Genomic DNA, 23623 nt, shown 5'->3' with positions numbered 1-23623 from the left:
TGAGGTCAACTGCGGGAATCAGGCAGCCGGAACACCAGAACGAGAACCCGGAGCACCAGAACGGCGCAGATGACCAGCAGGTTGTAGGCGAAGAGTTGGTAGAGCGTCACGGTATCGGTGACCTTGGGGCCGCCCGGGGTACCGAGGAGGAGTACTGCCATCAGGCCCGCCGTCGCGCCGAGGACAGCCAGCAGCGCCTGGTGGAGGAGACCGGTCAGGTGCCGCCGGTCGCGTTCGTCGGCGAAGAGGCGGACGTTGAGGCCGAGCCGACCGCTCTCCGCGGCGGCCGCGATCCGGTCGATCCGGCGCGGCAGCCTGCGGAGCATCGGCAGCAACGTGGCCAGCTCCTCGGTGGCAGTACGGCGGAGTGCGTCGGGTGCGAGCCGGTCGGTGACGTGGGCAGCGGCGAACGACCGTGAGGCAGCAACGAGGTCGAAGGCAGGGAAGATCCGCGCGATCGTGCCCTCGACGGTCGCCAGCGCTCGGAAGACCGCGGCGACCTCGGGCGGAACACCCAACTCATGTGTGGTGATGATCTTGAACAGGTCGTTGAACATCGCCGGCCCGATCGCCGCGCCGGCGCCCAGGTGCCGGGCCATGAACTGCCCGACCGCGCGCTCCAGGCTCTGCTCGTCGATCACGTCCGGCCGGTAGACGATCTCCAGCAGCGCATCGGTCGCGGCCACCGGATCGCCGTGGTCGACGGCGAGCAGGAACCGCTGCAACGCCTCGCGCGTGGACGGATCGAGCCGCCCGACCGAGCCCAGGTCGAGCATGCCGATCCGGCCGTCGGTGAGCAGCAGGAAGTTGCCCGGATGCGGATCCGCGTGGAAGACGCCATCGATCGCGACCTGGCCGAGCAGACACTCGAACAGCACCTTCGCCAGCCGGGCGGCGTCCAGCCCGCGCTCCGCGATCGACTTGGCGGCGCCACCGAGGCCGATCCCGTCGAGGCGCTGCATGGTCAGCACACGGCGGGTGGAGTACTTCGGATACAACTCCGGTACGACGATGTCGCGGTTGCCCACCACCGACTTACCGGCCGCGACGCTGGCCATATTGCCTGCCTCGACCGTGAAGTCGAGTTCCTCGCGCATCGCATCGGCGAACCCGGTCGCGAGGGAACGCACGCCCATCGACTTGCCCCAGTCGGTGTTGCGCTCGAGCAACCGGGCCAACCGCTGCACGATGTCCAGATCTCGCTCGACGACCGACGCGATCCCGGGACGCTGCACCTTCACGACGACCGGTACACCGTCCAGCCGGGCCGTGTAGACCTGAGCCACCGATGCGGCGGCAAGCGGCTCGGTGGAGAAGTCGGCGAACACCTGCTGGGGTGGTGCACCGAGTTCCTCAGTGAGTACGGCCTCGATCTGATCCCATGGCGCGGGGGAGACCTGGTCCTGCAATCGGCTGAGCTCGAGCGCGACCGAGGCCGGGATCACGTCGCTGCGGGTGGACAGCACCTGGCCGAGCTTCACAAAGGTGACGCCGGCCTCGTCGAGCGCGAGCCGGAGCGATCGGGCCAGATCCGCCTGCCCGGCTGCGTTCTCGTGACCGGGTCGGCGGCGGCCACGCAGGTATGGGCCGAGGCCGTGCTTGATCGCGATCCGGAGGATCTGCAGGTACCGCCGGGTGCGTGCGATCCGGCCGGTCAGGTCCCGGCGGAGGTCACGGGCCCTGGGCAACGATCCGGTCGGTACCAGCGCCTCGGCGAGGACGAGAAAGATGAGTCCGGCAAGCATCGAACACAGCGCCGTCAAAGCCAGCAAGGCAAACGCGGCCCCGTTCGACCCGGTCCACGGTTGCGGTCCTGAGAGCGCGGTCGCCAGCGGCCCGGCGATGGCCAGCGTCAGCGCGGCCCCGACCGCCAGCCGCCCGAACCCGAACCGCACCCCCAGCAACCGTTGCGACACCGGCACGAACAAGAACATGAAGATCCCGATATTGACCAGGCCGACCAACGCCACGTCCATCCCCGCACCCTAGGACGTCCACCAGTCCACCCGCCTCACCCACGCGGGGGACCCAACCCAATCGCTCAGGTGAGCGGAGCGGCCGGACGTTCGGGTGGAGGGCATGCCTAGGCTGGGGCAGTGATCGGATCGCACGTGGCAGTCGGCGGTGGGCTGGTGAAGGTCGGGCTGGCGGAGGCGGACGAGGTCGGTGCCGAGATCATCCAGCTGTTCGCGGGCAACCCACGCAGTTGGGCGCCGCGAGCCGCCGACCCCGCCGCTGACGAGGCCTTCCGGGCCGCGTGTGCCGAGCGCGCGCTGCCGGTCGTGGTGCACGCCCCACACCTGATCAACCTCGGTGCTCCGTCGGAGTTGGTGCTGTCCCGTTCGCTGGCTGCCCTGGAGCTGACCCTGCAACGTGCGTCGGACCTCGGCGCCACCGCAGTCGTCGTCCACGCCGGGTCATCGGTCACCCCGGGACGGCGTACGACGGCCTTGGCTGCCCTGCCCGGGTTGATCAGCCCGCTCGTCGATCGGGCCGATCCGGCCGTCCGCCTGCTGATCGAGCCGACCGCGGGTGCGGGCGAATCGATGGCGTCGACCATCGGCAGCACGATCGAGTACCTCGGGGCCGTCGACGACGAGCGGGTCGGCCTCTGCCTGGACACTTGCCACCTGCATGCCGCCGGTGAGGATCTCGCCGATCCGCAGCTGATCGACGGTCTGGCGAGCGCGATCGAGCTGATCCACGTCAACGACAGCCGAGACCCTCGAGGCTCGCACCGGGACCGGCACGAATCCCTCGACGTCGGCACCATCGGGCTGCCGACACTGGCCGCCTTCCTCGCCCATCCGGCACTGGTGGACGTACCGGTTCTGGTGGAGACCCCGACCCACGTACGCGATGTTGCCCTGCTCAAGAACCTGCGCGCCACCCGAAAGGTTGCTTGTAGCAAGTACTCAGCGTGATGCCCAGTGGTACTGATGTTCTGGGCGTCCGGTCGATCCGTAGCGCAGACTCAGTACTGCGCGGCCGTCGTCGGCCAGTGCGGCCAGATAGCGCTGGGCAGTCGCCCGGGAGATTCCGAGTTGCGCCGCCAGGTCAGCAGCGGTCCGCGGCTCACCGGCCTTCCGCAGGGCGCTCGTCACCAGCCGGGCAGTGACCGGCGACTGGCCCTTCGGTGTCGGCGGGCGGTCGGCGTCGTGCAGGGCGTCCACCGCTCGGTCGATAGCCTGCTGGCTCAATTCCTCCAGTTGACCGCCCAGCAGGGTGCGGTAGCGGACGTACGCACGCAGGCGCGAGGTCAGTTGCTCGGAGCTGAACGGCTTGATCAAGTAGTTCAGTGCACCCGCAGCGAAGGCGGCCCGAACTGAGGTTGCCGACGAATCCGCGGTGACCATGAAGATGTCGGCCGTCAGGTCCGTCGCGAGCTCGATCCCCGGCCGGTCGGGCAGATAGCTGTCCAGCAGCACGAGGTCGGGCTTGAGCTCGGCGGCCAGCCGCAGCGCGTCGGCCGCGGTGTGGGCAACGCCGACAACCTCAAGACCGATGACCTGGGCAACGAACAGTGCATGGACCTGAGCGACGCGGAAGTCGTCCTCCACCACCAGTACGCCGATCATGCGCCGGCCTCCTCCAGTACGTCGGGCAGTTGCGCGACGAACACCGTCTCGCTGCCGTCACAGCCCGGATTCGCCAAGGTGATGTCGCCGCCGAGCCCACGGGCTGTCTGCCGGGCGATCGCCAGCCCGAGCCCGCGATCGGTGCCGCGGGTGGAGATGCCTTCGACGAAGATCGCCTCGGTCTGCTCGGGCGAGACCCCGTCGCCGGTATTGGCCACCGAGATGACCAGCCGCGTTCCGTCGGACAGCAGGTCGACCTCGACGCCACCCGGCCGCCGGGTCGAGACATGAGCCGCATCCAGGGCGTTGTCGACGAGATTGCCGAGCACCGTGACGACCTCGACCGGTGCGACCAGCCGTTGCTGGACCCAGCTGGCCTCGGACAGTTTCAGCGTCACGCCCAGCTCGGTGGCCCGCGCGGTCTTGGCCGCCATGAACGACCGGATCGTCGCCGACCGGACGGCCGGTGACTCGCTGATCGCGTCGGCCTCCTGGAACTGGGTCACGGAGCGCAGATACTCCAGCGCATCGGCGTGCGCGTCCGCCTGCAGCAATCCGAGGACCGTGTGCATGCGATTGGCGAACTCGTGCCGCTGCGCGCGAAGAGCGCCGGTCATGCTCCGTACCGCGTCCAGCTCGCTCGTCAGCTGCTCCAGGTCGGTACGATCCCGCAGCGTCAGTACGCTGCCCAGATCGCGGCCGTCGCGGTGAACCGGTCGGTGGTTAGCCACCAGCACCCGGTCGCCGGCCACGGTGAGGATGTTGTCCGCCCGGTCGCCGTCCAGGACGGATCTCAACCGCGGTGGAAGCTGCAGGTCGTCGAGCGGCGTCCCGGCGTGGATCGGGCGGCCCAGCAGCCGGATCGCCTCGTCGTTGCACATCGTCACCCGGCGGTCGGTGTCGACCGCGAGGACTCCCTCGCCGACGCCGTGCAGGACCGCCTCCCGCTCGCGGACCAGATCGGCCAGATCGGCGGGCTCGAGGCCGAACGTCCGTCGTTTCAGCACCCGGGACAGCCAGGTCGAGCCGGCCACCCCGAGCGCGAGGGCGCCGACGGCGAACGGAGCGGTCGCGCCGATCAGGTCCAGCAGGGCGTGCCGGATGTCGGCCGCGTCGAAGCCGACACTGACCTCGCCGACGATCGCGCCCGACGTGTCGCGGACCGGGACCTTGCCGCGCGCGGACAGGCCGAGCGTGCCGCGCTCGATGTTGACCACCTCCTGCCCGGACAGCGCCCCGGACGGATCGGTGCTGACCGGCTTGCCGATCTGGTCGGGCGTCGGATGCGCCAGCCGGATGCCGCGCGCATCGGTCACCACGACGAACAGCGCGCCGGTGGCTCGGGAGGCGGCGATGGCGATCTGCTGGACCGCGGGCTGGTCGCCGTCGCGGACCAGGTCGCCCAGGTGCTGCTCGGCGGCGACCGTCCTGGCGACATTGAGCGCGCGCTGCTCGTACTGGTGCTCCAGGCTCTGGTCGAGCAGCCAGGCGACCAGTCCGAAACCGATGCCGACGATCAACGTGACCAGGCCGATCTGCAGCAGCAGGAGCTGCCGCGTGAAGCGCATCCCGCGCAATCGAGCCATCATCCGCCCACCGTAAACCCGCCCGTGAGCGGAATGCGCAGAACGCGGACTATGGGGAATGGGCGGGTAACGACAGCAAGGGATCCGCTCCCGCCCGATCCTCCCTACCTTTCGAGCAACAGAGCTGTGATCCGCCGGTAACACCGCAGGCGGGTACGAGGAGAGGTAGGAGGGCGCCATGACCTATCTGGTCGACATCGACCATGCGACCAAGCGGTTCCTGACCAGCGCGGGGACCGCCCACACCGCAGTACAGGACATCACCCTGCAGGTTAGCGCCGGGGAGTTCGTGGCCGTCGTCGGGCCGACCGGGTGTGGCAAGTCCACCACCTTGTCACTGGTCTCCGGGCTGGAGCCGCCGTCCGAGGGCACCGTCGAGGTCAACGGACAGCCGGTACGCGGCATCCCGGACGGTGTCGGGTACATGTTCCAGGCCGACGCGATGCTGCCCTGGCGGACCGTACTGGCAAACGTTGCCTCCGGCCCCCTTTGGCGAGGCAAACCGAAGGAGCAGGCTGACGCGGCGGCCCGGGACTGGGTCGCCCGGGTCGGGCTGGCCGGCTTCGAGGACTACTACATGCACCAGCTGTCCGGCGGCATGCGCAAGCGGGTGGCGCTGGCTCAGACCCTCGTCAACGAGCCGTCGATCCTGCTGATGGACGAGCCGTTCTCGGCGCTGGACGTGCAGACCCGGGCGCTGATGCAGAACGAGCTGCTCGACCTGTGGTCGGGGACCAGCGCCGCGGTCATCTTCGTCACCCACGACCTGGAGGAAGCGATCACGCTGGCCGACCGGGTCGTGGTGATGACCGCCAGTCCGGCCCGGATCAAGGACGCCTTCCCGATCGAACTCGAGCGGCCCCGCAACGTCGAGGAGATCCGGATGACGCCCGAGTTCATCGCGATCTACCGCGAGGTGTGGAGTTCGCTGTCCGCCGAGGTCGCGATCGCCCGCCAGACAGGAGCCACCCGTGTTGCGTAAAGCCCCGGCCAGGACGGCCCAGACCGCCGCCGTCGTACGCCGTAAGCACAAAGCGCTCGTCTACGCGCTCAGACTCCTGTTGCTGCTGGTCATCCTCGGCGGCTGGGAACTGTCGGTCAGCCTGTGGCTCGATCCGTTCTTCTACTCCAAGCCCAGCCTGATCTGGGACAAGCTGGTCATCTGGTTCACCGACGGCACCGCGCAGGGCTCCATCTGGGCGCAGATCGCGGTCACCCTGGAGGAAGCGGCCGCGGGCTTCGTCCTCGGCTCGCTGGCCGGCGTCGTACTCGGCATCCTGCTCGGCCGCGCCCGGCTGCTCGCCGAGGTGGTGTCGCCTTATATCCAGGCGCTCAACGCCGTACCGCGGATCGTGCTGGCCGCGCTGTTCGTGATTTGGTTCGGGCTCGGGATGGAGTCCAAGATCGCGACCGCGTTCGTGCTGGTGTTCTTCCCGGTGTTCTTCAACGCCTTCCAGGGCGCTCGCGAGGTCGATCGGAACCTGGTGAACAACGCGCGCATCCTGGGCGCCGGCCGGGCCCAGGTGCTCTGGTCGATCGTCGTACCGAGCTCGACCTCGTGGATCCTGGCGTCGCTGCACACCGCCTTCGGGTTCGCGCTGATCGGCGCCATCGTCGGTGAGTACACCGGCGCCACCCGGGGCCTGGGCCTGCTGATCAGCACCGCCCAGGGCTCCTTCGACGCAGCCGGCATCTATGCCGGAATGCTCATCACCACCGTGCTCGCTCTGCTGGCCGAGGTCGTCCTGGGCCTGGCCGAACGGCGGCTGCTGCGCTGGCGACCTCCCGCCCAGGCATCCTTCGCCGCCGCCATCTGACTTCCCTAGGAGACAATCGTGAAGATCCGTGTACTCGCCCTCCCAGCACTGGCCGCTGTCCTCGTCCTGACCGGCTGTCAGACCCAGAACAAATCCGGTACTTCGTCCGGCTCGGGCTCCTCGTCCGACAAGGTCACCATCATGGTCGGTGGCGCTGCCAAGGTGATCTACATGCCGGCCAAGCTGACCGAACAGCTCGGCTACTTCAAGGATCAGGGGCTCAACGTCGAGCTCGTCGACACCCCGGCCGGCGTCACGGCCGAGACGGCGCTGCTGGCCAATCAGGCCCAGGGCGTCGTCGGGTTCTACGACCACACGATCGACATGCAGGCCAAGGGCAAGTGCCTGCAGAGCGTCGTCCAGTTCGCGAACGTGCCGGGGGAGGTGGAGATGGTGTCCAAGGCTCAGGCCGGCACGATCAAGACCCCCGCGGACTTCAAGGGCCGCAAGCTCGGCGTGACGAGTGCCGGGTCCTCGACGGACTTCCTGACCCAGTACCTGGCGGGCAACGCCGGAGTCAGTACCGCGGACTACACGACGGTGAAGGCGGGAGCCGACTCGACCTTCATCGCCGCGATGAACTCGGGTGGCATCGACGCCGGCATGACGACGGACCCGACGGTGGCCAGGCTGACCAAGACGGGTGAAGGGCAGATCCTGCTCGACCTGCGGACCGAGGAGGGGACGAAGGCGGCGCTGGGTGGGCTGTATCCGGCCAGCTCGCTCTACATGTCCTGCGATTATGTTGCCTCGCACAAGGACGTCGTACAGAAGCTCGCGAACGCCTTCGTGAAGACGCTCGGCTTCATAACCAGCAACGACGCCGCCACCATCGCGGCGAAGATGCCGGCCGACTACGCGGGCACCGACAAGGACCTGTACGTCAAGTCGATCACCGACTCCAAGGGCATGTTCAACGCCACCGGCGTGATGGACGCCAAGGGCGCCGAGAACGCGCTGGCCGTGCTCGGCAAGTTCTCGCCGGCGGTCAAGCCGAAGAAGGACACCATCGACATCACCAAGACCTACACCACCGAGTTCGCCACCGCCGCCAAGAGCTGACAAAAAAAGAACCAAAAGAACAAAAAGAGAATAAAACAGAGAAAAGAATACAGAAGAGCTTTAAAGAGCAAACTGCAAAAAAGAAGATGTTAGTTGTGCTGCCGCAGGTCGCCTGCCGACCTGCGGCAGTCTGGCGCTGAGGTTGTCGGAACCCCCGCCTCGCGCTCGGCCCCTTCGGGCCAGACCACCAGCACCTCAGGGCCCTGGCTGTTCTCCTGCCCGGTCAGCCTGCCGACCGGCGCCCGCACGCCGAACCCTGCCAGGCGCCCAGCCCGCTATATTTCTCTCTCTTCTTCTTTTTCCTTATATTTTTGTTCTTCATGATTTAGTGTTGTCGAGTAATTGTCTTCTATTTTTCTTTCTTGGATTTGTTTCCCTTGTTGTGTTGTCTTGGGACGCAGAAGGCCGCCCGTAGCCTGGTAGCTGCGGGCGGCCTTTCGCTGTGCTGCGAGGATCAGCTGTCGCGGCGGCGGATCTTGTTGCCGAGCCAGACGATCGGGTCGTACTTGCGATCGGCGACGCGTTCCTTCATCGGGATGAGGGCGTTGTCGGTGATCTTGATGTGCTCGGGGCAGACCTCGGTGCAGCACTTGGTGATGTTGCAGAAGCCGAGGCCGTGCTGGTCCTGGGCCGCCTTCTGGCGGTCCGCGGAGTCCAGCGGGTGCATGTCCAGCTCGGCGATCCGCATCAGGAAACGCGGACCGGAGAAGGACTCCTTGTTCTCCTCGTGGTCCCGGATCACGTGGCAGGTGTCCTGGCACAGGAAGCACTCGATGCACTTGCGGAACTCCTGCGAGCGCTCCACGTCGACCTGCTGCATCCGGTACTCGCCCGGCTTCAGGTCGGCCGGGGGAGAGAACGCCGGTACCTCGCGCGCCTTCTGGTAGTTGAAGGAGACGTCCGTGACCAGGTCCTTGATCACCGGGAACGTCCGCATCGGGGTGACCGTGACGGTCTCACCCTCCTCGAACGTGTTCATCCGGCACATGCACATCAGCTTCGGCATGCCGTTGATCTCGGCGCTGCAGGAGCCGCACTTGCCGGCCTTGCAGTTCCAGCGGACCGCCAGATCCGGGGTCTGGGTCGCCTGCAGCCGGTGGATGACGTCGAGGACGACCTCGCCCTCGTTCACCTCGACCTCGTAGTCCTTGAGGTCCCCGCTCTCGGCGTCCCCACGCCAGACCCGGAACTTCGCCAGGTAGCTCATCGCCGTCCTCGCTTCGCTGCGGGCGCCGATGAGCGGAGCTCGCTGTGCCAATTGGTGTCTTCGCTTCGCTCAGCCACGAGGCAGCTCCTCCTCAGTGAGGTACTTCTTCAGCTCGTCGCGCTCGAACAGTTCCAGCAGGTCCTCGCGCATAGGGATCTGGTCCTTCTTGACCACGGTCACCCCGTCGTCGGTGCTCTGCAACGAGCAGACCAGCAGCAGCTTGCGCCACTCCGCGTTCATCCCCGGGAAGTCGTCGCGGGTGTGACCGCCACGGGACTCCTCGCGGATCAGCGCGGCCTTCGCGACGCACTCCGACACGGTCAGCATGTTGCGGAGATCCAGCGCGAGGTGCCAGCCCGGGTTGAACTGCCGGTGGCCCTCGACCGTCATCTTCGCGATCCGGCCGCGGAACTCGACCAGCCGGGCCAGCGCCTGCTCGATCTCACCGGCCTTGCGGATGATGCCGACCAGGTCGTTCATCGACTGCTGCAGTTCCTGGTGGATCGTGTACGGGTTCTCCCCGCCCTCGAGCTCGAACGGCGCGAGGGCCTCGGCGGCAGCCGCGTCGACGTCGGCCTCCGAGATCTTCGGCCGGTTCTCGCCGAGCGACTCGACGTACATCGCCGCACCGGCTCCGGCGCGACGGCCGAAGACGAGCAGATCGGACAGCGAGTTGCCACCGAGCCGGTTCGACCCGTGCATGCCACCGGCAACCTCACCAGCGGCGTACAGGCCCTTGACCGACGACTGTGCGGTGTCCGGCTCGACCTCGACGCCACCCATCACGTAGTGACAGGTCGGGCCGACCTCCATCGGCTCCGCGGTGATGTCGACGTCCGCCAGCTCCTTGAACTGGTGGTACATCGACGGCAGCCGGCGCTGGATCTCCTCGGCGGGCAGCCGCGAGGACACGTCCAGGAAGACGCCGCCGTGCGGGGTTCCGCGGCCGGCCTTGACCTCGGAGTTGATCGCCCGGGCGACCTCGTCCCGCGGCAGCAGCTCCGGTGGGCGCCGGTTGTTGTCGGCGTCCTTGTACCAGCGGTCGGCCTCTTCTTCGGTCTCCGCGTACTGCGCGCGGAACACGTCCGGCACGTAGTCGAACATGAACCGCTTGCCCTCGGAGTTCTTCAGCACACCGCCGTCACCACGGACGGACTCGGTGACCAGGATGCCCTTCACCGACGGCGGCCAGACCATGCCGGTCGGGTGGAACTGGATGAACTCCATGTTGATCAGCGTCGCGCCGGCCCGCATCGCGAGGGCGTGACCGTCACCGGTGTACTCCCACGAGTTCGAGGTGACCTTGAACGACTTGCCGACGCCGCCGGTGGCCAGGATGACGGCCGGTGCGTCGAACAGTACGAACCGGCCGGACTCACGCCAGTAGCCGAAGGCGCCGGAGATCGCGTCGCCATCCTTGAGCAGCTCCGTGATCGTGCACTCGGCGTAGACCTTGAGGTTGGCCTCGTAGTCGCCGGTGGCCTTGAAGTCCTCCTGCTGCAGCGAGACGATCTTCTGCTGCAGGGTGCGGATCAGCTCCAGGCCGGTGCGGTCGCCGACGTGCGCGAGCCGCGGGTAGGTGTGCCCACCGAAGTTGCGCTGGCTGATCTTGCCGTCCGGCGTCCGGTCGAACAGCGCGCCGTACGTCTCCAGCTCCCAGACCCGGTCGGGGGCTTCCTGCGCGTGCAGTTCGGCCATCCGCCAGTTGTTCAGGAACTTGCCGCCACGCATCGTGTCGACGTAGTGCGTCTTCCAGTTGTCGTTCGAGTTCGCGTTGCCCATCGCCGCGGCACAGCCACCCTCGGCCATCACGGTGTGCGCCTTGCCGAACAGCGACTTGCAGATGATCGCGGTGCGCTTGCCCTGCTCACGGGCCTCGATCGCCGCGCGGAGACCGGCGCCGCCGGCGCCGATCACGATCACGTCGTACTGGTGTCGTTCCAGCTCAGTCATAAAAATCAAACGTCCGAATCAGTTGATGCTGCGTCAGTTGAGGAACCGCAGGTCGGAGAACCAGCCGGCCGAGACCGACATGATGTACGCGTCGGTGATGATCACGGTGAAGAGCGAGATCATCGCGTACGTGCCGTGCTTGGGGTTCAGCTTCGACACGAAGGTCCAGTACCGGTAGCGCAACGGGTGCTTGGAGAAGTTCTTCAGCCGGCCGCCGACGATGTGCCGGCAGGCGTGGCACGACAGCGTGTACATCCACAGCATCACCAGGTTGACCCAGATGATCACGGTGCCGAGGCCGATGCCGAAGCCGCCGTCCTTGCCGTGGAAGGCCTGGGTGCCGTCGTAGACGTTGAGCAGGCCGAAGAGCAGCGCGCCGTAGAAGAAGTACCGGTGCAGGTTCACCGCGGTGATCGGGAACTTGCGCTCACCGTTGTACTTCTTGTGCGGCTCCGGCACTGCGCAGGCGCCCGGGGCGAGCAGCAGCGAGCGCCAGCCCGCCTTGCGGTAGTAGTAGCAAGTACCGCGGAAGCCGGCCAGCACGGCGAACGTGATGATGCTGAACGGGATGACCCGGGGGAAGTCCCCGAACCAGGTGCCCAGATGGCTCGAGCCCTCGACACAGGACGAGGTCACGCACGGCGAGTACAACGGGGTGAGGTAGTGGTACGCGTCGACCCAGTAGTACTTGTTCATGAAGATCCGGACCGTCGCGTAGACGACGAAGAAGCCCAGGATCACACCGATCCGCAGCGGCGCGAGCCACCAGCGATCGGTCCGTAGAGTCTTCTGCTTGATCTCTGCGCGACCCGGCGCGCCAACGCCCGTCGTCGCCATCAGGGAGCGCGCCGGTCGGGTGCGCCGAAGCCTTCATGCTCCGCGTCGGTCCACATGGACGCGTCGTATTCCACGTCGGGGATCTCCTCGAGTTCCTCCGGAACGGGTCCGGGTCTGTGATGAGGGTCGGGAGGGCCGAGCTCGGCCAGGTCGTCGCTCAGCCTGGCCACGTCCGACACCAATCGGCGAACGCCGAGGGTGTCACCGTACTCCTGGCTGAGATTGCCGACGCTGGCGTGTAGCGCTTCGAGCGCGCGCTGCACCGCTGCCACGGTGCTGTTGCCGTCACCCATACCGACTCCAGTGATGGTTTTGTCGCTGTAAGTATGGGCACACTTTGCCCTCGCGCGGCGCACAACGGAAGACCCCTCGGTACGGCGTGTTCCTAGTTAGGTTCACCTCAGTTGCCGATGGCGGTCGGGTGGAGTAAAGGGGCGAATCCGGCCTTCAGTACAAGGAGATTCGCGGGCGGCGTCAGCACCTCGACCTCCCGCAGCCCGGCCGGCCGGACCGGTGTGTTGTATCCCTCCCACGACCAACCGAGCAGCTGGGAGTCCAGTACCAGCGCAGGCCGGCCGTCGAACCGGATCATCGCGCCGTCGGGCAGCTCGTCGAGCTCGGCGATCGTCGTCCGTTGCCTGCGGGTTCGCGGCTCGACCCGTTCGAGATGGAGCTGGGCGTCCATCGCGGTGGCCCGCGGACGCTCGGGCAGACCACGGCCGGCGGCCCATGCACCGGCGTACAGGAGGTAGTCGCGGCGGCGGCAATAGGCACACGGGCGATGGCCGGCCGCGAGGGCGACTGCTTCGTCGAAGAAGAACAGTGCGGTCCAGCGGCCGGGTGGCATCGGGTCGCGCTGGACGCCTTTCCAATCCAGGACGCAGCAGATCCAGGCCTTCGACCGCCAGCGGGTGGTGCCGAGGGTGCGGTCGGGATGGTGAATGGTGCCGCGGTTGCCCATCAGCAGGCCGCGGCCGGCGTCGGCCACGATCTCCTGGGTCGGCAGCACTCTGTTCTGTAGCGGCACCCGGCCATCATCCACGGAGGTACCGACAAGTTCTGGGAGAGTGCGTGTCTATGAGTGAGCCGCAGGTCGTTGTCGGAGTGGCCGTGATCCGGGACGGCTTGGTACTGGCGGCGCTGCGCCCCGGGCCGGACGGCGGATGGGAGTTCCCCGGCGGCAAGGTCGAGCCGGGGGAGACCGACGCGCAGGCCGCGATCAGGGAACTACGCGAGGAACTGGGTGTTGAGATCGAGCCAGGAGTCTCGCTCGGTCCGGCCCAGCCCATCGGAGATCGTTACCAGTTGCGCGTGTACGCTGCGGCCCTGATTCGTGGTGAACCGGTTTTGTCCGAACACAGCGCGATCCGATGGGTCGGCACGGCCGAGTTGGCGCAGCTGGATTGGCTGCCGGCTGACCGTCCGTTCCTTCCCGCTCTACGCCAAGTAGTCGAAAACGGCACATAAGTGCGGGTGGCACTGAATACCCCGGTAACCGTGGCACTAATCCGTCACGATTCCGTGACATCGGTGAGTGCCCGGTGGCGTCCACACTGCGAGATCCGTAGGGTTCCCGGCAACTCGACCGTCGGGGTGACGACGTGCGATTCAAGGGGAAGGGTAGGCAACAGCGATGACGCTGGGGGTTTCCGAAGACCTGTCTCCAGACGGCGGTCTTCCGGCAGACGGCTTGGCCGAGACACCTGAGGCCAAGCAGATCGAGGGCCGGTCCCTAGGGCAGATCGCCTGGGCCCGGCTGAAGAAAGACAAGATCGCCATGATCAGCGCGGTCATCATCCTCCTGATCATCGCGGTGGCGATCTTCGCGCCGCTGATCGTGAAGATCAACGGCTTCCCGCCGGACCAGTTCAACAAGCTGAACAAGGACGGCACGCCGCTGCTGAACACGCGCGACGGCAGCATCCCGATCGGCGGTCTGTTCGGCAGTGGCTCGAGCAGCGAGCACTGGCTCGGGGTCGAGCCGCAGAACGGCCGCGACGTGTTCTCCCGGCTGGTCTACGGCACCCGGGTCTCCCTGCTGGTCGCGCTCGGTGGCACGATCATCGCGATCGTGCTCGGCACCGTGATCGGCATGGTCTCCGGCTACTTCGGTGGCTGGATCGACACCGTGCTGAGCCGGCTGATGGACATCATGCTGAGCTTCCCGTCGCTGCTGTTCATCATGGCGCTGACGCCGGTGGTCGCCGACCGCGGCCAGGCCCTGTTCGGGATACCCGACGACAACCGGCTCCGATTAGGCGTGCTGATGTTCGTCCTCGGGTTCTTCGGCTGGGCCTATCTGGCCCGGATCGTCCGAGGGCAGACGCTCTCGCTGCGCGAACGTGAGTTCGTCGAGGCGGCCCGGTCGCTCGGCGCCGGCCCGATGTACGTGATCTTCAAGCAGATCCTGCCGAACATGCTGCCGACGCTGCTCGTCTACACGACGCTGCTGATCCCGAGCAACATCACCGCGGAGGCCGCGCTGTCCTTCCTCGGTGTCGGTATCAAGGAGCCCACCAGCTCGTGGGGCCGGATGATCAGCGACGCCTCGCAGTGGATCGAGAGCAACCCGCTGTACCTGTTCTTCCCGGGCATGGCGCTGTTCATCACCGTTCTGGCGTTCAACCTGCTCGGTGACTCCGTGCGTGACGCCCTCGACCCGCGTGCCGGGAGGAGCTGACCCATGGGCCGCTATCTGATCCGCCGGCTGCTGCAGACGGTCCTCATCCTGTGGGTGATCTCTGCCATCACGTTCTTCCTGTTCTGGATCACGCCGGCGAACCCCGCCCTGCTGATCTGCGGCAAGAACTGCGACACCGCGACGATCCAGACCGTCAACGAGACCTACGGGTTCGACGACCCGCTGATCGTCCAGTACGGCACGTACATGAAGGGCCTGGTCAACCCGGGCGGCCGCGACATCGGTACCGCCGGCAGCGAGCACAACTGCGCCTGGCCGTGCTTCGGTGAGTCGTACCAGAACGGCATCCCGGTCTGGACCTCGATCTCCGACGCGTTCCCGCCGACCCTGTGGCTGGCTGTCGGGGCCGCGATCATCTGGCTGATCGGCGGCGTCCTGCTCGGTCTGCTGGCCGCCCTGCGGAAGGGCAAGTGGCTGGACAAGCTGAGCGTCGGGCTGGCCTTGTTCGGGGTCTCGTTCCCGACCATCGTGTTCGGTTACCTGCTGTTGTTCCTGTTCATCGTCAAGCTCAAATGGCTGCCGTTCCCGGACACCGCCAATGCGGCGTTGTTCACCGTCGGCCCGTTCAAGTGGCTGCAGTTCTACATCCTGCCGTGGGCGACGCTGGCGCTGGTCTATGCCGCGCTCTACACCCGGATCACCCGGGCCAACATGATCGACACGATGAACGAGGACTACATCCGGACCGCCCGGGCCAAGGGTCTGGGGGAGGGGACCGTCATCTTCAAGCACGGTCTGCGGTCCGCGCTGACGCCGATCGTGACGATCTTCGGCCTGGACCTCGGTGGTCTGCTCGGCGGCGCGGTGATCACCGAACAGGTCTTCAGCATCACCGGCCTGGGCAAGTTCTCGATCGACTCGGTGCTCGGCAACGACCTGCCCTCGATCATGGGCGTGGTCCTGTTCGCCGCGATCTTCGTCGTCCTCGCCAATGTGATCGTCGACGTCCTGTACGCCTTCATCGACCCGCGCGTGCGGTTGTCCTGACCCGTCGAGGAGACGACAAGTGACCGAGACTGTGACAACCACAGCTTCTGCGGACCGTACCGGCAAGCCGTTCCTTGAGCTCAAGGACCTGCAGGTGCACTTCCCGACCGACGACGGCCTGGTGAAGGCCGTGAACGGACTGAGCTTCACCCTCGAGCGTGGCAAGACGCTGGGCATCGTCGGCGAGTCCGGCTCCGGCAAGAGTGTGTCGAGCCTGGCGATCATGGGCCTGCACAAGGGCAGCCGGGCCAAGGTGACCGGCGAGATCTGGCTGGACGGCGCCGAACTGGTGGACATGTCCATCCCGGAGATCCGCCGGCTGCGCGGCCAGCAGGTGGCGATGATCTTCCAGGACCCGCTGTCGGCGATGCACCCGTTCTACCGGGTCGGCGACCAGCTGGTCGAGGCCTACCGGGTGCACAACGACGTGACCAAGGCGGTCGCCAAGAAGCGCGCGGTCGACCTGCTCGACCGGGTCGGCATCCCGTCGCCGGACAAGCGGTTCTACGACTACCCGCACCAGTTCTCCGGCGGTATGCGGCAGCGCGCGATGATCGCGATGGCGCTGATGTGCGACCCGCAGCTGCTGATCGCGGACGAGCCGACCACCGCGCTGGACGTCACCGTCCAGGCGCAGATCCTGGATCTGATGCAGGACCTGCAGAAGGAGTTCAACTCCGCGATCGTGATCATCACCCACGACCTCGGCGTCGTCGCCCAGATGGCGCAGGACGTGGTGGTCATGTACGGCGGCCGGGTGGTCGAGTCCGGCCCGGTCCGCGACATCTTCTACCGGCCCGAGATGCCCTACACCTGGGGTCTGCTCGGCTCGATCCCGCGGGTCAACCGCGGTGGCGATCACCGGCTCAAGGCCATCCGGGGTACTCCTCCGTCGCTGATCAACCTGCCCAAGGGGTGCCCGTTCCAGCCGCGCTGCGACTTCCAGCAGTACGTCGAGGGTCACTCCTGCACCGGCGAGGTGCCGGAGCTGCTGCAGGTCGGTACCGAGGAGCACCGGGTCCGGTGCCACATCGAGCACGCCAAGCGCAGCACCCTGTTCACCGAGCAGATCAAGCCGTTGCTGTGATGCCGGCCGACAAGTTTGAGGAGCGATCGTGAGTACGTCGACGTCGGCCGAAGAGGTCGTCCGGCCGGAGCAGGGCGAGGCGCTGCTCGAGGTCAAGGGTCTGCAGCGGTACTTCCCGGTCACCCGGGGCATCGTGTTCCAGCGGCAGACCGGCGCGGTCAAGGCGGTCGACGGGGTCGACTTCACGATCCGCTCCGGCGAGACGCTCGGCGTGGTCGGTGAGTCGGGCTGCGGCAAGACGACCACGGGCCGGCTGGTGACCCGGCTGGACGAGCCGACCGGTGGCACGATCCGGTTCGAGGGTTCGGACATCACCCACCTGAGCCGGCAGAAGATGCGCCCGTTCCGGCGTCAGGTCCAGATGATCTTCCAGGACCCGTTCTCGTCGCTGAACCCGCGGCAGACGATCGGCACGATCATCGCGGCGCCGTTCGAGATCCAGGGCGTGAAAAGCGAGGGCGGCACCAAGAAGGCCGTCCAGGCGCTGATGGAGCGGGTCGGGCTCAACCCGGAGCACTACAACCGGTACCCGCACGAGTTCTCCGGTGGCCAGCGGCAGCGGATCGGGGTGGCCCGGGCGCTCGCGCTGCGGCCCAAGCTGATCGTCTGCGACGAGCCGGTCTCCGCGCTCGACGTCTCGATCCAGGCGCAGATCGTGAACCTGCTGGAGGACCTGCAGGACGAGTTCGAGCTCGCCTACATGTTCATCGCGCACGACCTGTCGGTGATCCGGCACATCTCGGACCGGGTCGCGGTGATGTACCTCGGCAAGGTCGTCGAGATCGCTGAGCGTGACGAGTTGTACAACCACGCCCGGCACCCGTACACCCACGCGCTGCTGTCGGCGGTACCGGAAGCGGACCCCGACGCGGTGGCCCACCGGGAGCGGATCCGGCTCACCGGTGACGTCCCGAGCCCGCTGAATCCTCCGTCCGGGTGCCGATTCCGGACACGTTGCTGGAAAGCGCAGGACATCTGCGCCGAGCAGGAGCCGCCGCTGATGCAGATCGGCGCACCGGATCACCAGGCCGCCTGCCACTTCCCCGAGGAGCGCGATGTGATCTGAACGTTGCGCAGAGTCACCATAAGTCTATCGATGGCAATGAACCAATCACGATCTGGTCACCGAGCCGCAAGCTCGTTGCACCACTTGTGAATCCGTGAGTTGATAACCGCGAATTGTGACGCCAGATGACCTATCCGGCCGCCGCGACCCGGCGTGGAACGTCATGACAAGGAAGGAATTACTGGCTATGAAGTACGCCAAACGAGTAGGACAGGTAGTTGCAGCTGGGGCCTCCGTGGCCCTGCTGGCGACTGCTTGCGGCGGCGGGAACGATGACGCCGGCAGCAAGTCCACTGCAGACAGCGGCACCGCCGGGGCCAAGGGGGGCACCGTCACGGTTTACCACGTCAACGACGTCGAGCACTTGGACCCGGCGCGTAACTTCGTCACCGACTCCGGCATGATCGGCAAGCTGATCACCCGGACGCTGGTCGACTACCGCTACGACGCCAAGACCAAGAAGATCGTTCTGGAGAACGACCTCGCGGCCAGCTACGAGGCGTCGACCGACTTCAAGACCTGGACCTTCAAGCTGAAGGACGGGCTGAAGTACGAGGACGGTACGCCGATCGTTGCCGCCGACATCAAGTACGGCGCCGAGCGGTCCTTCGCGGCGGACATGGCCGAGGGTGCGCCGTACGCGCACAACTACCTCGACTGCCCCGGCTACAAGGGCCCGTACGTGAACAACAACAACGGTGGCAAGGGCTGCACCGCCATCGAGGTGCCGGACGAGAAGACCGTCATCCTCAAGCTGAACCAGCCGGTCGCCACCTTCGAGGGCGCGGCCAGCATGAAGATCTGGTCGCCGGTCCCGAAGGCCAAGGACACCCACACGGCCTACGACAACCACCCGGTCGCGAGCGGTCCGTACAAGATCGAGTCCTACGTCCGCAAGAAGTCGCTGACGCTGGTTCGCAACACCAACTGGGACCAGAAGACCGACCCGCTGCGCAACGCGCTGCCGGACAAGTTCGTCTTCAAGTTCGGTGACGCCGAGGCGACCGTCGACCAGCGGCTGTTCGCCGACGGTGCGGCGGACAAGAACTCGGTCAGCTTCGCCGGTGTGCAGCCGGAGAACATCGCCAAGACCAACCAGCCGAACGTCAAGGACCGGGTCGTCACCGGTACCGACATCTGCCGTCGTTACATCGCCTTCAACGAGCAGAAGCCGCTGCTGAAGAACCAGAAGCTGCGCGAGGCGCTGTACTACGGTCTGGACCGGACCAGCTACCGCGACGCCCGTGGTGGCGAGCGGCTGGCCGCGGTGGTCGACTCGATCATCCCGCAGGACCTCCAGGGCTACACGAAGGAAAGCTTCTTCAACTCGCCGCCCGAGGGCGACCAGGCCAAGGCGAAGGCCGCGCTGGCCGAGTCCGGCTACAAGGGTGAGAAGCTGACGCTGGGCACGGCCGACTCGGGTCTGGCGACCAAGGCCGCCGAGGCCGCGCAGGCTTCCTGGAAGGCTGTCGGCATCAACATCGACATCCGCAAGATCCCGGGCGACAACTACTACTCGACCCAGCAGCAGGACACGTCGGCGACCGATCTGATCACCGCCGGCTGGTGCTTCGACTGGGCGACCCTGGCCACCATCGTCCCGCCGGTCTTCGGACCGGACCTGACGGCCCCGAACAAGGCCGCGCAGAACAACTACGCTCGCAGCAACGCGGGCTGGGACAAGATGGCCGAGCTGTCCAAGGAGACGGACAAGCCCAAGATGGAGCAGGGCTACTCCGACCTGTACACCGAGATCATGAAGACGGCGCCGCTGGTGCCGACCGTTCAGGACCTCAACGTGTACGTCACCGGATCGAACATCGCCGACGCGGTGGCCGACCCGAACACCGGTGGAATCCTGGACCTCACCCAGATCGGCCTGAAGAAGCCGACCAGCTGATTCAGCAAGCAGGACCCCTCACCTAGCTAGGTGACGAGGAGGCGGTTCCCTTCGGGGGACCGCCTCCTTCGCCGTTCCGTGGACCTGCCCGCTCGGTCAGGTGGTGCGGAGGAGTTGCTGCAGGGCGGTGGCGCCGTGGGCGTCGTGCTGCTCGTGGATCGACAGGGCGATGCGCCACTCGCGGCGCGCCTCCGGAAGGTGGCCCTGCGCGTGGTGGACCTCGCCCAGGCTCTTGCGGATGTCGGCCTCGACCAGCCAGTCGCCGTACTGGCCGGCGATGGCCAGGCCTTCGCTCTGGGCGGCGATGGCGTCGTCGTACCGGCCCTCAGCCAGGCGTAGGCGGCCGAGCTCGTTCAGCACCTCGGCCTCCGGGATCGCGGCGCCTGCTGTGCGGTAGAGCTCCAGGCTCTCGCGCAGGGATTCGCCGGCCACGTCGTACTGACCGGCCTCGCGGTACGCGACGCCGACGTTCTGCGCGATCATGCCGCGGTACTTCTCCAGGCCGGGCTCGATCAGGAGCTCCATCGCCTCGTCGAAGTGCCGTCGGGCGGCCACCGGCATCCCTGTCTTGAGGTACAGCATGCCGAGTGCCAGGCAGGCCCAGGCGGCCCGTGGCGGGATGCCCAGGCGCAATCCGATCTCGCGGGCGCGCTCGGCGTACGGGATGCCGTCGGTGGTGCGGCCGGTGCGTTCCAGTACGTGGCTGAGGCTGCTCAAGCAGAGTGCCTGGAGGTTGCCGTCGCCGGAGGCATCCGCAGTGTCGACTGCCCGGCGCAGGGGAGCGACGGCCTGCTCGTACTGGCCGAGCTCGGCATGGGCGGCGCCGAGGTCGTGCAGGATGAGGCCTTCGGCGATACGGTCGGGTCCGCCGCTGACCAGGCGCAGTACGGCCTCGTTGGCCTGTAGCCATTCGAGCCAGGCCCGGCGGACTGCGTAGTACACGTTGAGGCCGATCGCCAGCTGTACTGCGAGGCTGGGCTGGTCCACTGCGGCCTGCTGCACGATGCCGACCAGGTTGGCCCGCTCGTTGTCCAGCCAGTTGAGTACGTCGTCCTGGCTGGAGAGGTCTTGAGCACCGGTCAGCCAGTCCTTGTCGAGCCAGCCGTCGCGGGTCACCCCGTGCCCGGCGAACTCACTGGCCTTCCAGACCACAGCGGAGACTCGCCTGATCCACCTGGTGGTTGCCGCCGCCTTGTCCTGCTCGGTGAGCATCTGCTCCGCCAACTCGCGCGCGGCCACCCGTACAAGGTCGTGCAACCGGTACCGTCCGGGCCCGGGCGTAGCGAGCAGGTGCACGTCCACCAGCCGCTCCAGTACGACGACAGCCTCCGGCTCGGGACTGTCCGACAGAGCAGCAGCCAGCGCCGACGTGAGATCGACCGAGTCCGACAACCCGAGCAGCGCGAACATCGTGACGGCCTGTACGTCGATCGGGTCGTCACTACCCGCCAACTGCTCGATCGACAGCACCAGCGTCGCCCGTACGCCGGAATCGTCCAGCTGGAGCTCGTCGAGCCGGCGCCTGCCGTCTGCAAGTCGCTCGGCAAGGTGAGCCACCGGCCAGGTCGGCCGGGATGCCAGCCGGGCGCCCGCCATCCGAATGGCCAGCGGGAGCCCACCGCACTGCCGCACCACCTCGGCACACTCGTCCTCTGGCGCGTCCGGCCGCTCTGAGATCCGCCGGAGCATCTCGATGGACTCCTCCAGCGGTGGCTCGCCCAACTGGAACTGGCGGCCACCCAGACCGGCCATGCTGCGCCTGCTCGTCACGATGACCGCGCAGCCGCCCGACCCCGGGAGGAGGGGCCGGACCTGCTCCTGGTCGGAGGCGTTGTCGAGCACTAATGCCAGGCGGCGGCCGGCGAGCGCAGTACGAAAGCGGGCGGTTGCTGTGGCGAGGTCGACGGGTGGTGTCTCGCCCAGGTCCTCCAGTAGGTAGGTCAGGGCGTCCAGCGGCTCCAGGGGTGGGCCGATGCCGAAGCCGCGCAGGTCCAGGTACAGCTGGCCGTCCGGGAAGTGCTCTGCGACCTGGTGAGCCGTGTGGATGGCCAGTGTGGTCTTGCCGATCCCGCCCATGCCGGTGATGGCGGTCACGCTGACGCCCTTGGAGGTGGTCAGGTACTTCGTGAGCAGCTCCATCTCCCGGACCCGGCCGGTGAAGTCGCCGCTGGCGAACGGCAGCTGCCTGGGTGAGGCCGCTAGGGACGGCTTCGGCGCCGCCTTCTCGGACTTGCCGCGGCGGGAGGCGGCGGCGGCCAGCGCGGCCGCCTGGTCGGCGTCCAGGTGGAGCGCCTCGGCCAGTGCGTCGACCGTGCTCAGCTGGGGGTAGCGCCGGGTCCCGCGCTCGAGGGTGCTGATTGCCTGGACGCTCACCCCGGAGCCCTCGGACAGCTCCTCCTGGGTCAGCCCGGCGGCCGCCCGGTGCCGCCGGAGCAGCGCCGCGAACTGCGAGTCCACGCCAGTACCTCCCGATCGCCACTTTCGGTCAAGACCCATTTGTATGGGTGAACTGTATGGGTTGTACCTGGTGACCCGGTCTGGGCCAGCCGAGAATTGAACTCGCACGACGACTGGGGAGGAGATGTGGATGTCGGTTTACCAGGCTGTTCCTGCGGTGCGTCGCGAGGATTTCGCACCGGAGGTCGTCTGTGAGGTCTACGAGCTGGGGTCGCACCGCAAGACGGCGACCGCGGCCAACGAGCTCACCAGCCGCCAGGTCACCATCGGCCGGCTGATGGCCACGGGCGCGAAGGACGCCGCGATCGCCCGCCAGCTCGGGCTCTCGCTGCGCACCGTCCGGGCCGAGATCAGCGCGCTGATCGCCGGACTCGGCGCCCGGTCGCGCTTCCAGGCAGGCTGCTTGCTGGTCCGCCGGTTCGGATAAACGGCACCGGGAGACTGTCCGTCGGCCCACGTAGGCTGGCGGTATGAGTGAGCTTCCCGACCGGCGCCTGCTGCTGGTCCACGCGCATCCTGACGACGAGACGATCAACAACGGCGCGACGATGGCGCGGTATGTCGCCGAGGGCGCGCAGGTCACGCTGGTGACCTGCACCCTCGGTGAGGAGGGCGAGGTCCTCGTCCCGGAGCTGGCGCATCTGGCCGCCGACCAGACCGACGAGCTGGGCAAGCACCGGATCGGCGAGCTGGCCGCCGCGATGGCCGAGCTGGGCGTCACCGACCACCGGTTCCTCGGCGGCCCGGGCAAGTACCGGGACACCGGGATGATCTACAACGCCGAGGGCAACGCGGACGTCCCGCCGGACACCCGGCCGGACAGCTTCTGGAAGGCCGACCTGCTGGCCGCGGCGAACGACCTGGTCCCGGTCATCCGGGAGATCCGCCCGCAGGTTCTGGTCACTTACGACCAATGGGGCAATTACGGTCACCCCGACCACATCCAGGCGCACCGGGTGGCGACCTACGCGGCCGCGCTCGCCGCGGCGCCGTCGTACCGGGAGGACCTGGGCGAGGCCTGGGAGATCGCGAAGATCTACTGGCCGACGATCGGCGAGACGACCATGCGGGAGAGCCTGCGCAAGCTCCGCGAGGCTGGTGACACCACCACCTTCGAGGGGATGGACCCGGACGGCCCGATGCCGGCGATGATCACCCCGGACCGGCTGGTCGACTGTGTCATCCCGGCCGGCGAGTTCATCGACCGCAAGATGAACGCGATGAAGGCGCACGCCACCCAGATCACCGTCGACGGCCCGTTCTTCGCCCTGTCGAACAACAACGGCAACGAGATCTTCGGCGACGAGGCCTACCGCCTGGTCAAGGGCACCGCGGCCCCCGGCCCCAGCGGGGTCGAAACAGACCTGTTCGCCGGGCTCTGATCC

At 67.2% G+C, this 23623-nt stretch carries 21 protein-coding genes; 12 read left to right on the top strand and 9 right to left on the bottom strand.

The features are described from left to right. Positions 1-5: 5 nt before the first annotated feature. Positions 6-1976 (bottom strand): ABC1 kinase family protein, encoded by a 1971-nt coding sequence (locus tag OHA70_RS02515; protein WP_328328047.1) that lies wholly within the window; start codon positions 1974-1976, stop codon positions 6-8. Positions 1977-2096: 120 nt separating this feature from the next. Here OHA70_RS02515 and OHA70_RS02510 point away from each other — a divergent pair, with 120 nt between their 5' ends. Further along, positions 2097-2924, top strand: a complete 828-nt coding sequence (locus tag OHA70_RS02510; RefSeq protein WP_328328045.1) for a deoxyribonuclease IV — start codon at positions 2097-2099, stop codon at positions 2922-2924. On the opposite strand, the gene OHA70_RS02505 is transcribed toward OHA70_RS02510, so the two are convergent. Together OHA70_RS02505 and OHA70_RS02500 are read right to left on the bottom strand one after the other, a co-directional pair. Next, complete coding sequence (locus tag OHA70_RS02505; protein ID WP_328328043.1) at positions 2916-3578, bottom strand: response regulator; 663 nt, start codon at positions 3576-3578, stop codon at positions 2916-2918. The genes OHA70_RS02510 and OHA70_RS02505 overlap by 9 nt on opposite strands. Beyond that, on the bottom strand, positions 3575-5167 hold the full coding sequence (locus tag OHA70_RS02500) for a sensor histidine kinase (RefSeq protein WP_328328041.1): 1593 nt from the start codon (positions 5165-5167) through the stop codon (positions 3575-3577). Before OHA70_RS02500 ends, OHA70_RS02505 begins: the two co-directional genes overlap by 4 nt. Positions 5168-5342: 175 nt before the next feature. Here OHA70_RS02500 and OHA70_RS02495 point away from each other — a divergent pair, with 175 nt between their 5' ends. From OHA70_RS02495 to OHA70_RS02485, 3 genes are read left to right on the top strand one after another with little or no spacing between them, the layout of a single operon-like run. Further along, the gene (locus OHA70_RS02495) at positions 5343-6146 is read left to right on the top strand and encodes an ABC transporter ATP-binding protein (RefSeq protein WP_328328039.1); all 804 of its coding nucleotides are present in this window, start codon (positions 5343-5345) and stop codon (positions 6144-6146) included. Continuing rightward, positions 6136-6981 (top strand): ABC transporter permease, encoded by an 846-nt coding sequence (locus OHA70_RS02490; protein WP_328328037.1) that lies wholly within the window; start codon positions 6136-6138, stop codon positions 6979-6981. The genes OHA70_RS02495 and OHA70_RS02490 overlap by 11 nt, the downstream gene beginning before the upstream one ends. Before the next feature lie 18 nt (positions 6982-6999). Further along, on the top strand, positions 7000-8043 hold the full coding sequence (locus tag OHA70_RS02485; RefSeq protein ID WP_328328035.1) for an ABC transporter substrate-binding protein: 1044 nt from the start codon (positions 7000-7002) through the stop codon (positions 8041-8043). Positions 8044-8497: 454 nt separating this feature from the next. Here the strand turns inward: OHA70_RS02485 and OHA70_RS02480 are convergent, their stop codons facing one another. The 5 genes from OHA70_RS02480 to OHA70_RS02460 all read right to left on the bottom strand — a co-directional run bounded on the left by OHA70_RS02480 (position 8498) and on the right by OHA70_RS02460 (position 13067). Continuing rightward, positions 8498-9250 (bottom strand): succinate dehydrogenase/fumarate reductase iron-sulfur subunit, encoded by a 753-nt coding sequence (locus OHA70_RS02480; RefSeq protein ID WP_328328033.1) that lies wholly within the window; start codon positions 9248-9250, stop codon positions 8498-8500. Positions 9251-9319: 69 nt separating this feature from the next. Continuing rightward, positions 9320-11203 carry a fumarate reductase/succinate dehydrogenase flavoprotein subunit gene (locus tag OHA70_RS02475; protein WP_328328031.1) on the bottom strand — a complete coding sequence of 628 codons (1884 nt, stop codon included), beginning with the start codon at positions 11201-11203 and terminating at the stop codon, positions 9320-9322. A gap of 33 nt (positions 11204-11236) precedes the next feature. Further along, positions 11237-12040, bottom strand: a complete 804-nt coding sequence (locus OHA70_RS02470; protein ID WP_328328029.1) for a hypothetical protein — start codon at positions 12038-12040, stop codon at positions 11237-11239. Continuing rightward, positions 12040-12333 carry a hypothetical protein gene (locus OHA70_RS02465; protein ID WP_328328027.1) on the bottom strand — a complete coding sequence of 98 codons (294 nt, stop codon included), beginning with the start codon at positions 12331-12333 and terminating at the stop codon, positions 12040-12042. The genes OHA70_RS02470 and OHA70_RS02465 overlap by 1 nt, the downstream gene beginning before the upstream one ends. A 107-nt stretch (positions 12334-12440) precedes the next feature. After that, positions 12441-13067, bottom strand: coding sequence for a hypothetical protein (locus OHA70_RS02460; protein ID WP_328328025.1), 627 nt, complete (start codon positions 13065-13067; stop codon positions 12441-12443). Positions 13068-13117: 50 nt separating this feature from the next. On the opposite strand from OHA70_RS02460, the gene OHA70_RS02455 reads away from it, so the two are divergent. From OHA70_RS02455 to OHA70_RS02430, 6 genes are all read left to right on the top strand, one after another. Next, positions 13118-13507, top strand: coding sequence for a (deoxy)nucleoside triphosphate pyrophosphohydrolase (locus OHA70_RS02455; protein ID WP_328328023.1), 390 nt, complete (start codon positions 13118-13120; stop codon positions 13505-13507). A 166-nt stretch (positions 13508-13673) separates the two neighbouring features. Further along, positions 13674-14720 (top strand): ABC transporter permease, encoded by a 1047-nt coding sequence (locus OHA70_RS02450; RefSeq protein WP_328328021.1) that lies wholly within the window; start codon positions 13674-13676, stop codon positions 14718-14720. A 3-nt stretch (positions 14721-14723) separates the two neighbouring features. Next, on the top strand, positions 14724-15728 hold the full coding sequence (locus OHA70_RS02445) for an ABC transporter permease (RefSeq protein ID WP_328328019.1): 1005 nt from the start codon (positions 14724-14726) through the stop codon (positions 15726-15728). Between the two features lie 19 nt (positions 15729-15747). Beyond that, complete coding sequence (locus tag OHA70_RS02440; protein WP_328328017.1) at positions 15748-16815, top strand: ABC transporter ATP-binding protein; 1068 nt, start codon at positions 15748-15750, stop codon at positions 16813-16815. A gap of 28 nt (positions 16816-16843) precedes the next feature. Continuing rightward, positions 16844-17881 (top strand): ABC transporter ATP-binding protein, encoded by a 1038-nt coding sequence (locus OHA70_RS02435; protein ID WP_328328015.1) that lies wholly within the window; start codon positions 16844-16846, stop codon positions 17879-17881. 187 nt (positions 17882-18068) lie between these two features. Continuing rightward, positions 18069-19781: an ABC transporter substrate-binding protein gene (locus OHA70_RS02430; RefSeq protein ID WP_328328013.1), complete on the top strand. Its 1713-nt coding sequence runs from the start codon at positions 18069-18071 to the stop codon at positions 19779-19781. Positions 19782-19877: 96 nt separating this feature from the next. Here OHA70_RS02430 and OHA70_RS02425 read toward each other — a convergent pair whose 3' ends face one another. Beyond that, complete coding sequence (locus tag OHA70_RS02425) at positions 19878-22238, bottom strand: ATP-binding protein (protein WP_328328011.1); 2361 nt, start codon at positions 22236-22238, stop codon at positions 19878-19880. A 130-nt stretch (positions 22239-22368) separates the two neighbouring features. Here OHA70_RS02425 and OHA70_RS02420 point away from each other — a divergent pair, with 130 nt between their 5' ends. After that, the gene (locus OHA70_RS02420) at positions 22369-22665 is read left to right on the top strand and encodes a response regulator transcription factor (protein ID WP_328328009.1); all 297 of its coding nucleotides are present in this window, start codon (positions 22369-22371) and stop codon (positions 22663-22665) included. A 43-nt stretch (positions 22666-22708) separates the two neighbouring features. Then, positions 22709-23620, top strand: coding sequence for an N-acetyl-1-D-myo-inositol-2-amino-2-deoxy-alpha-D-glucopyranoside deacetylase (mshB, locus tag OHA70_RS02415; RefSeq protein WP_328328007.1), 912 nt, complete (start codon positions 22709-22711; stop codon positions 23618-23620). The last annotated feature ends 3 nt before the right edge of the window (positions 23621-23623 follow it).

The sequence above is a fragment of the Kribbella sp. NBC_00382 genome (assembly GCF_036067295.1).
Taxonomy (GTDB): Bacteria; Actinomycetota; Actinomycetes; order Propionibacteriales; family Kribbellaceae; genus Kribbella.
Note: the sequence above shows the minus strand (reverse complement) of the source record. Positions and strands in the feature narration are given on the sequence as shown.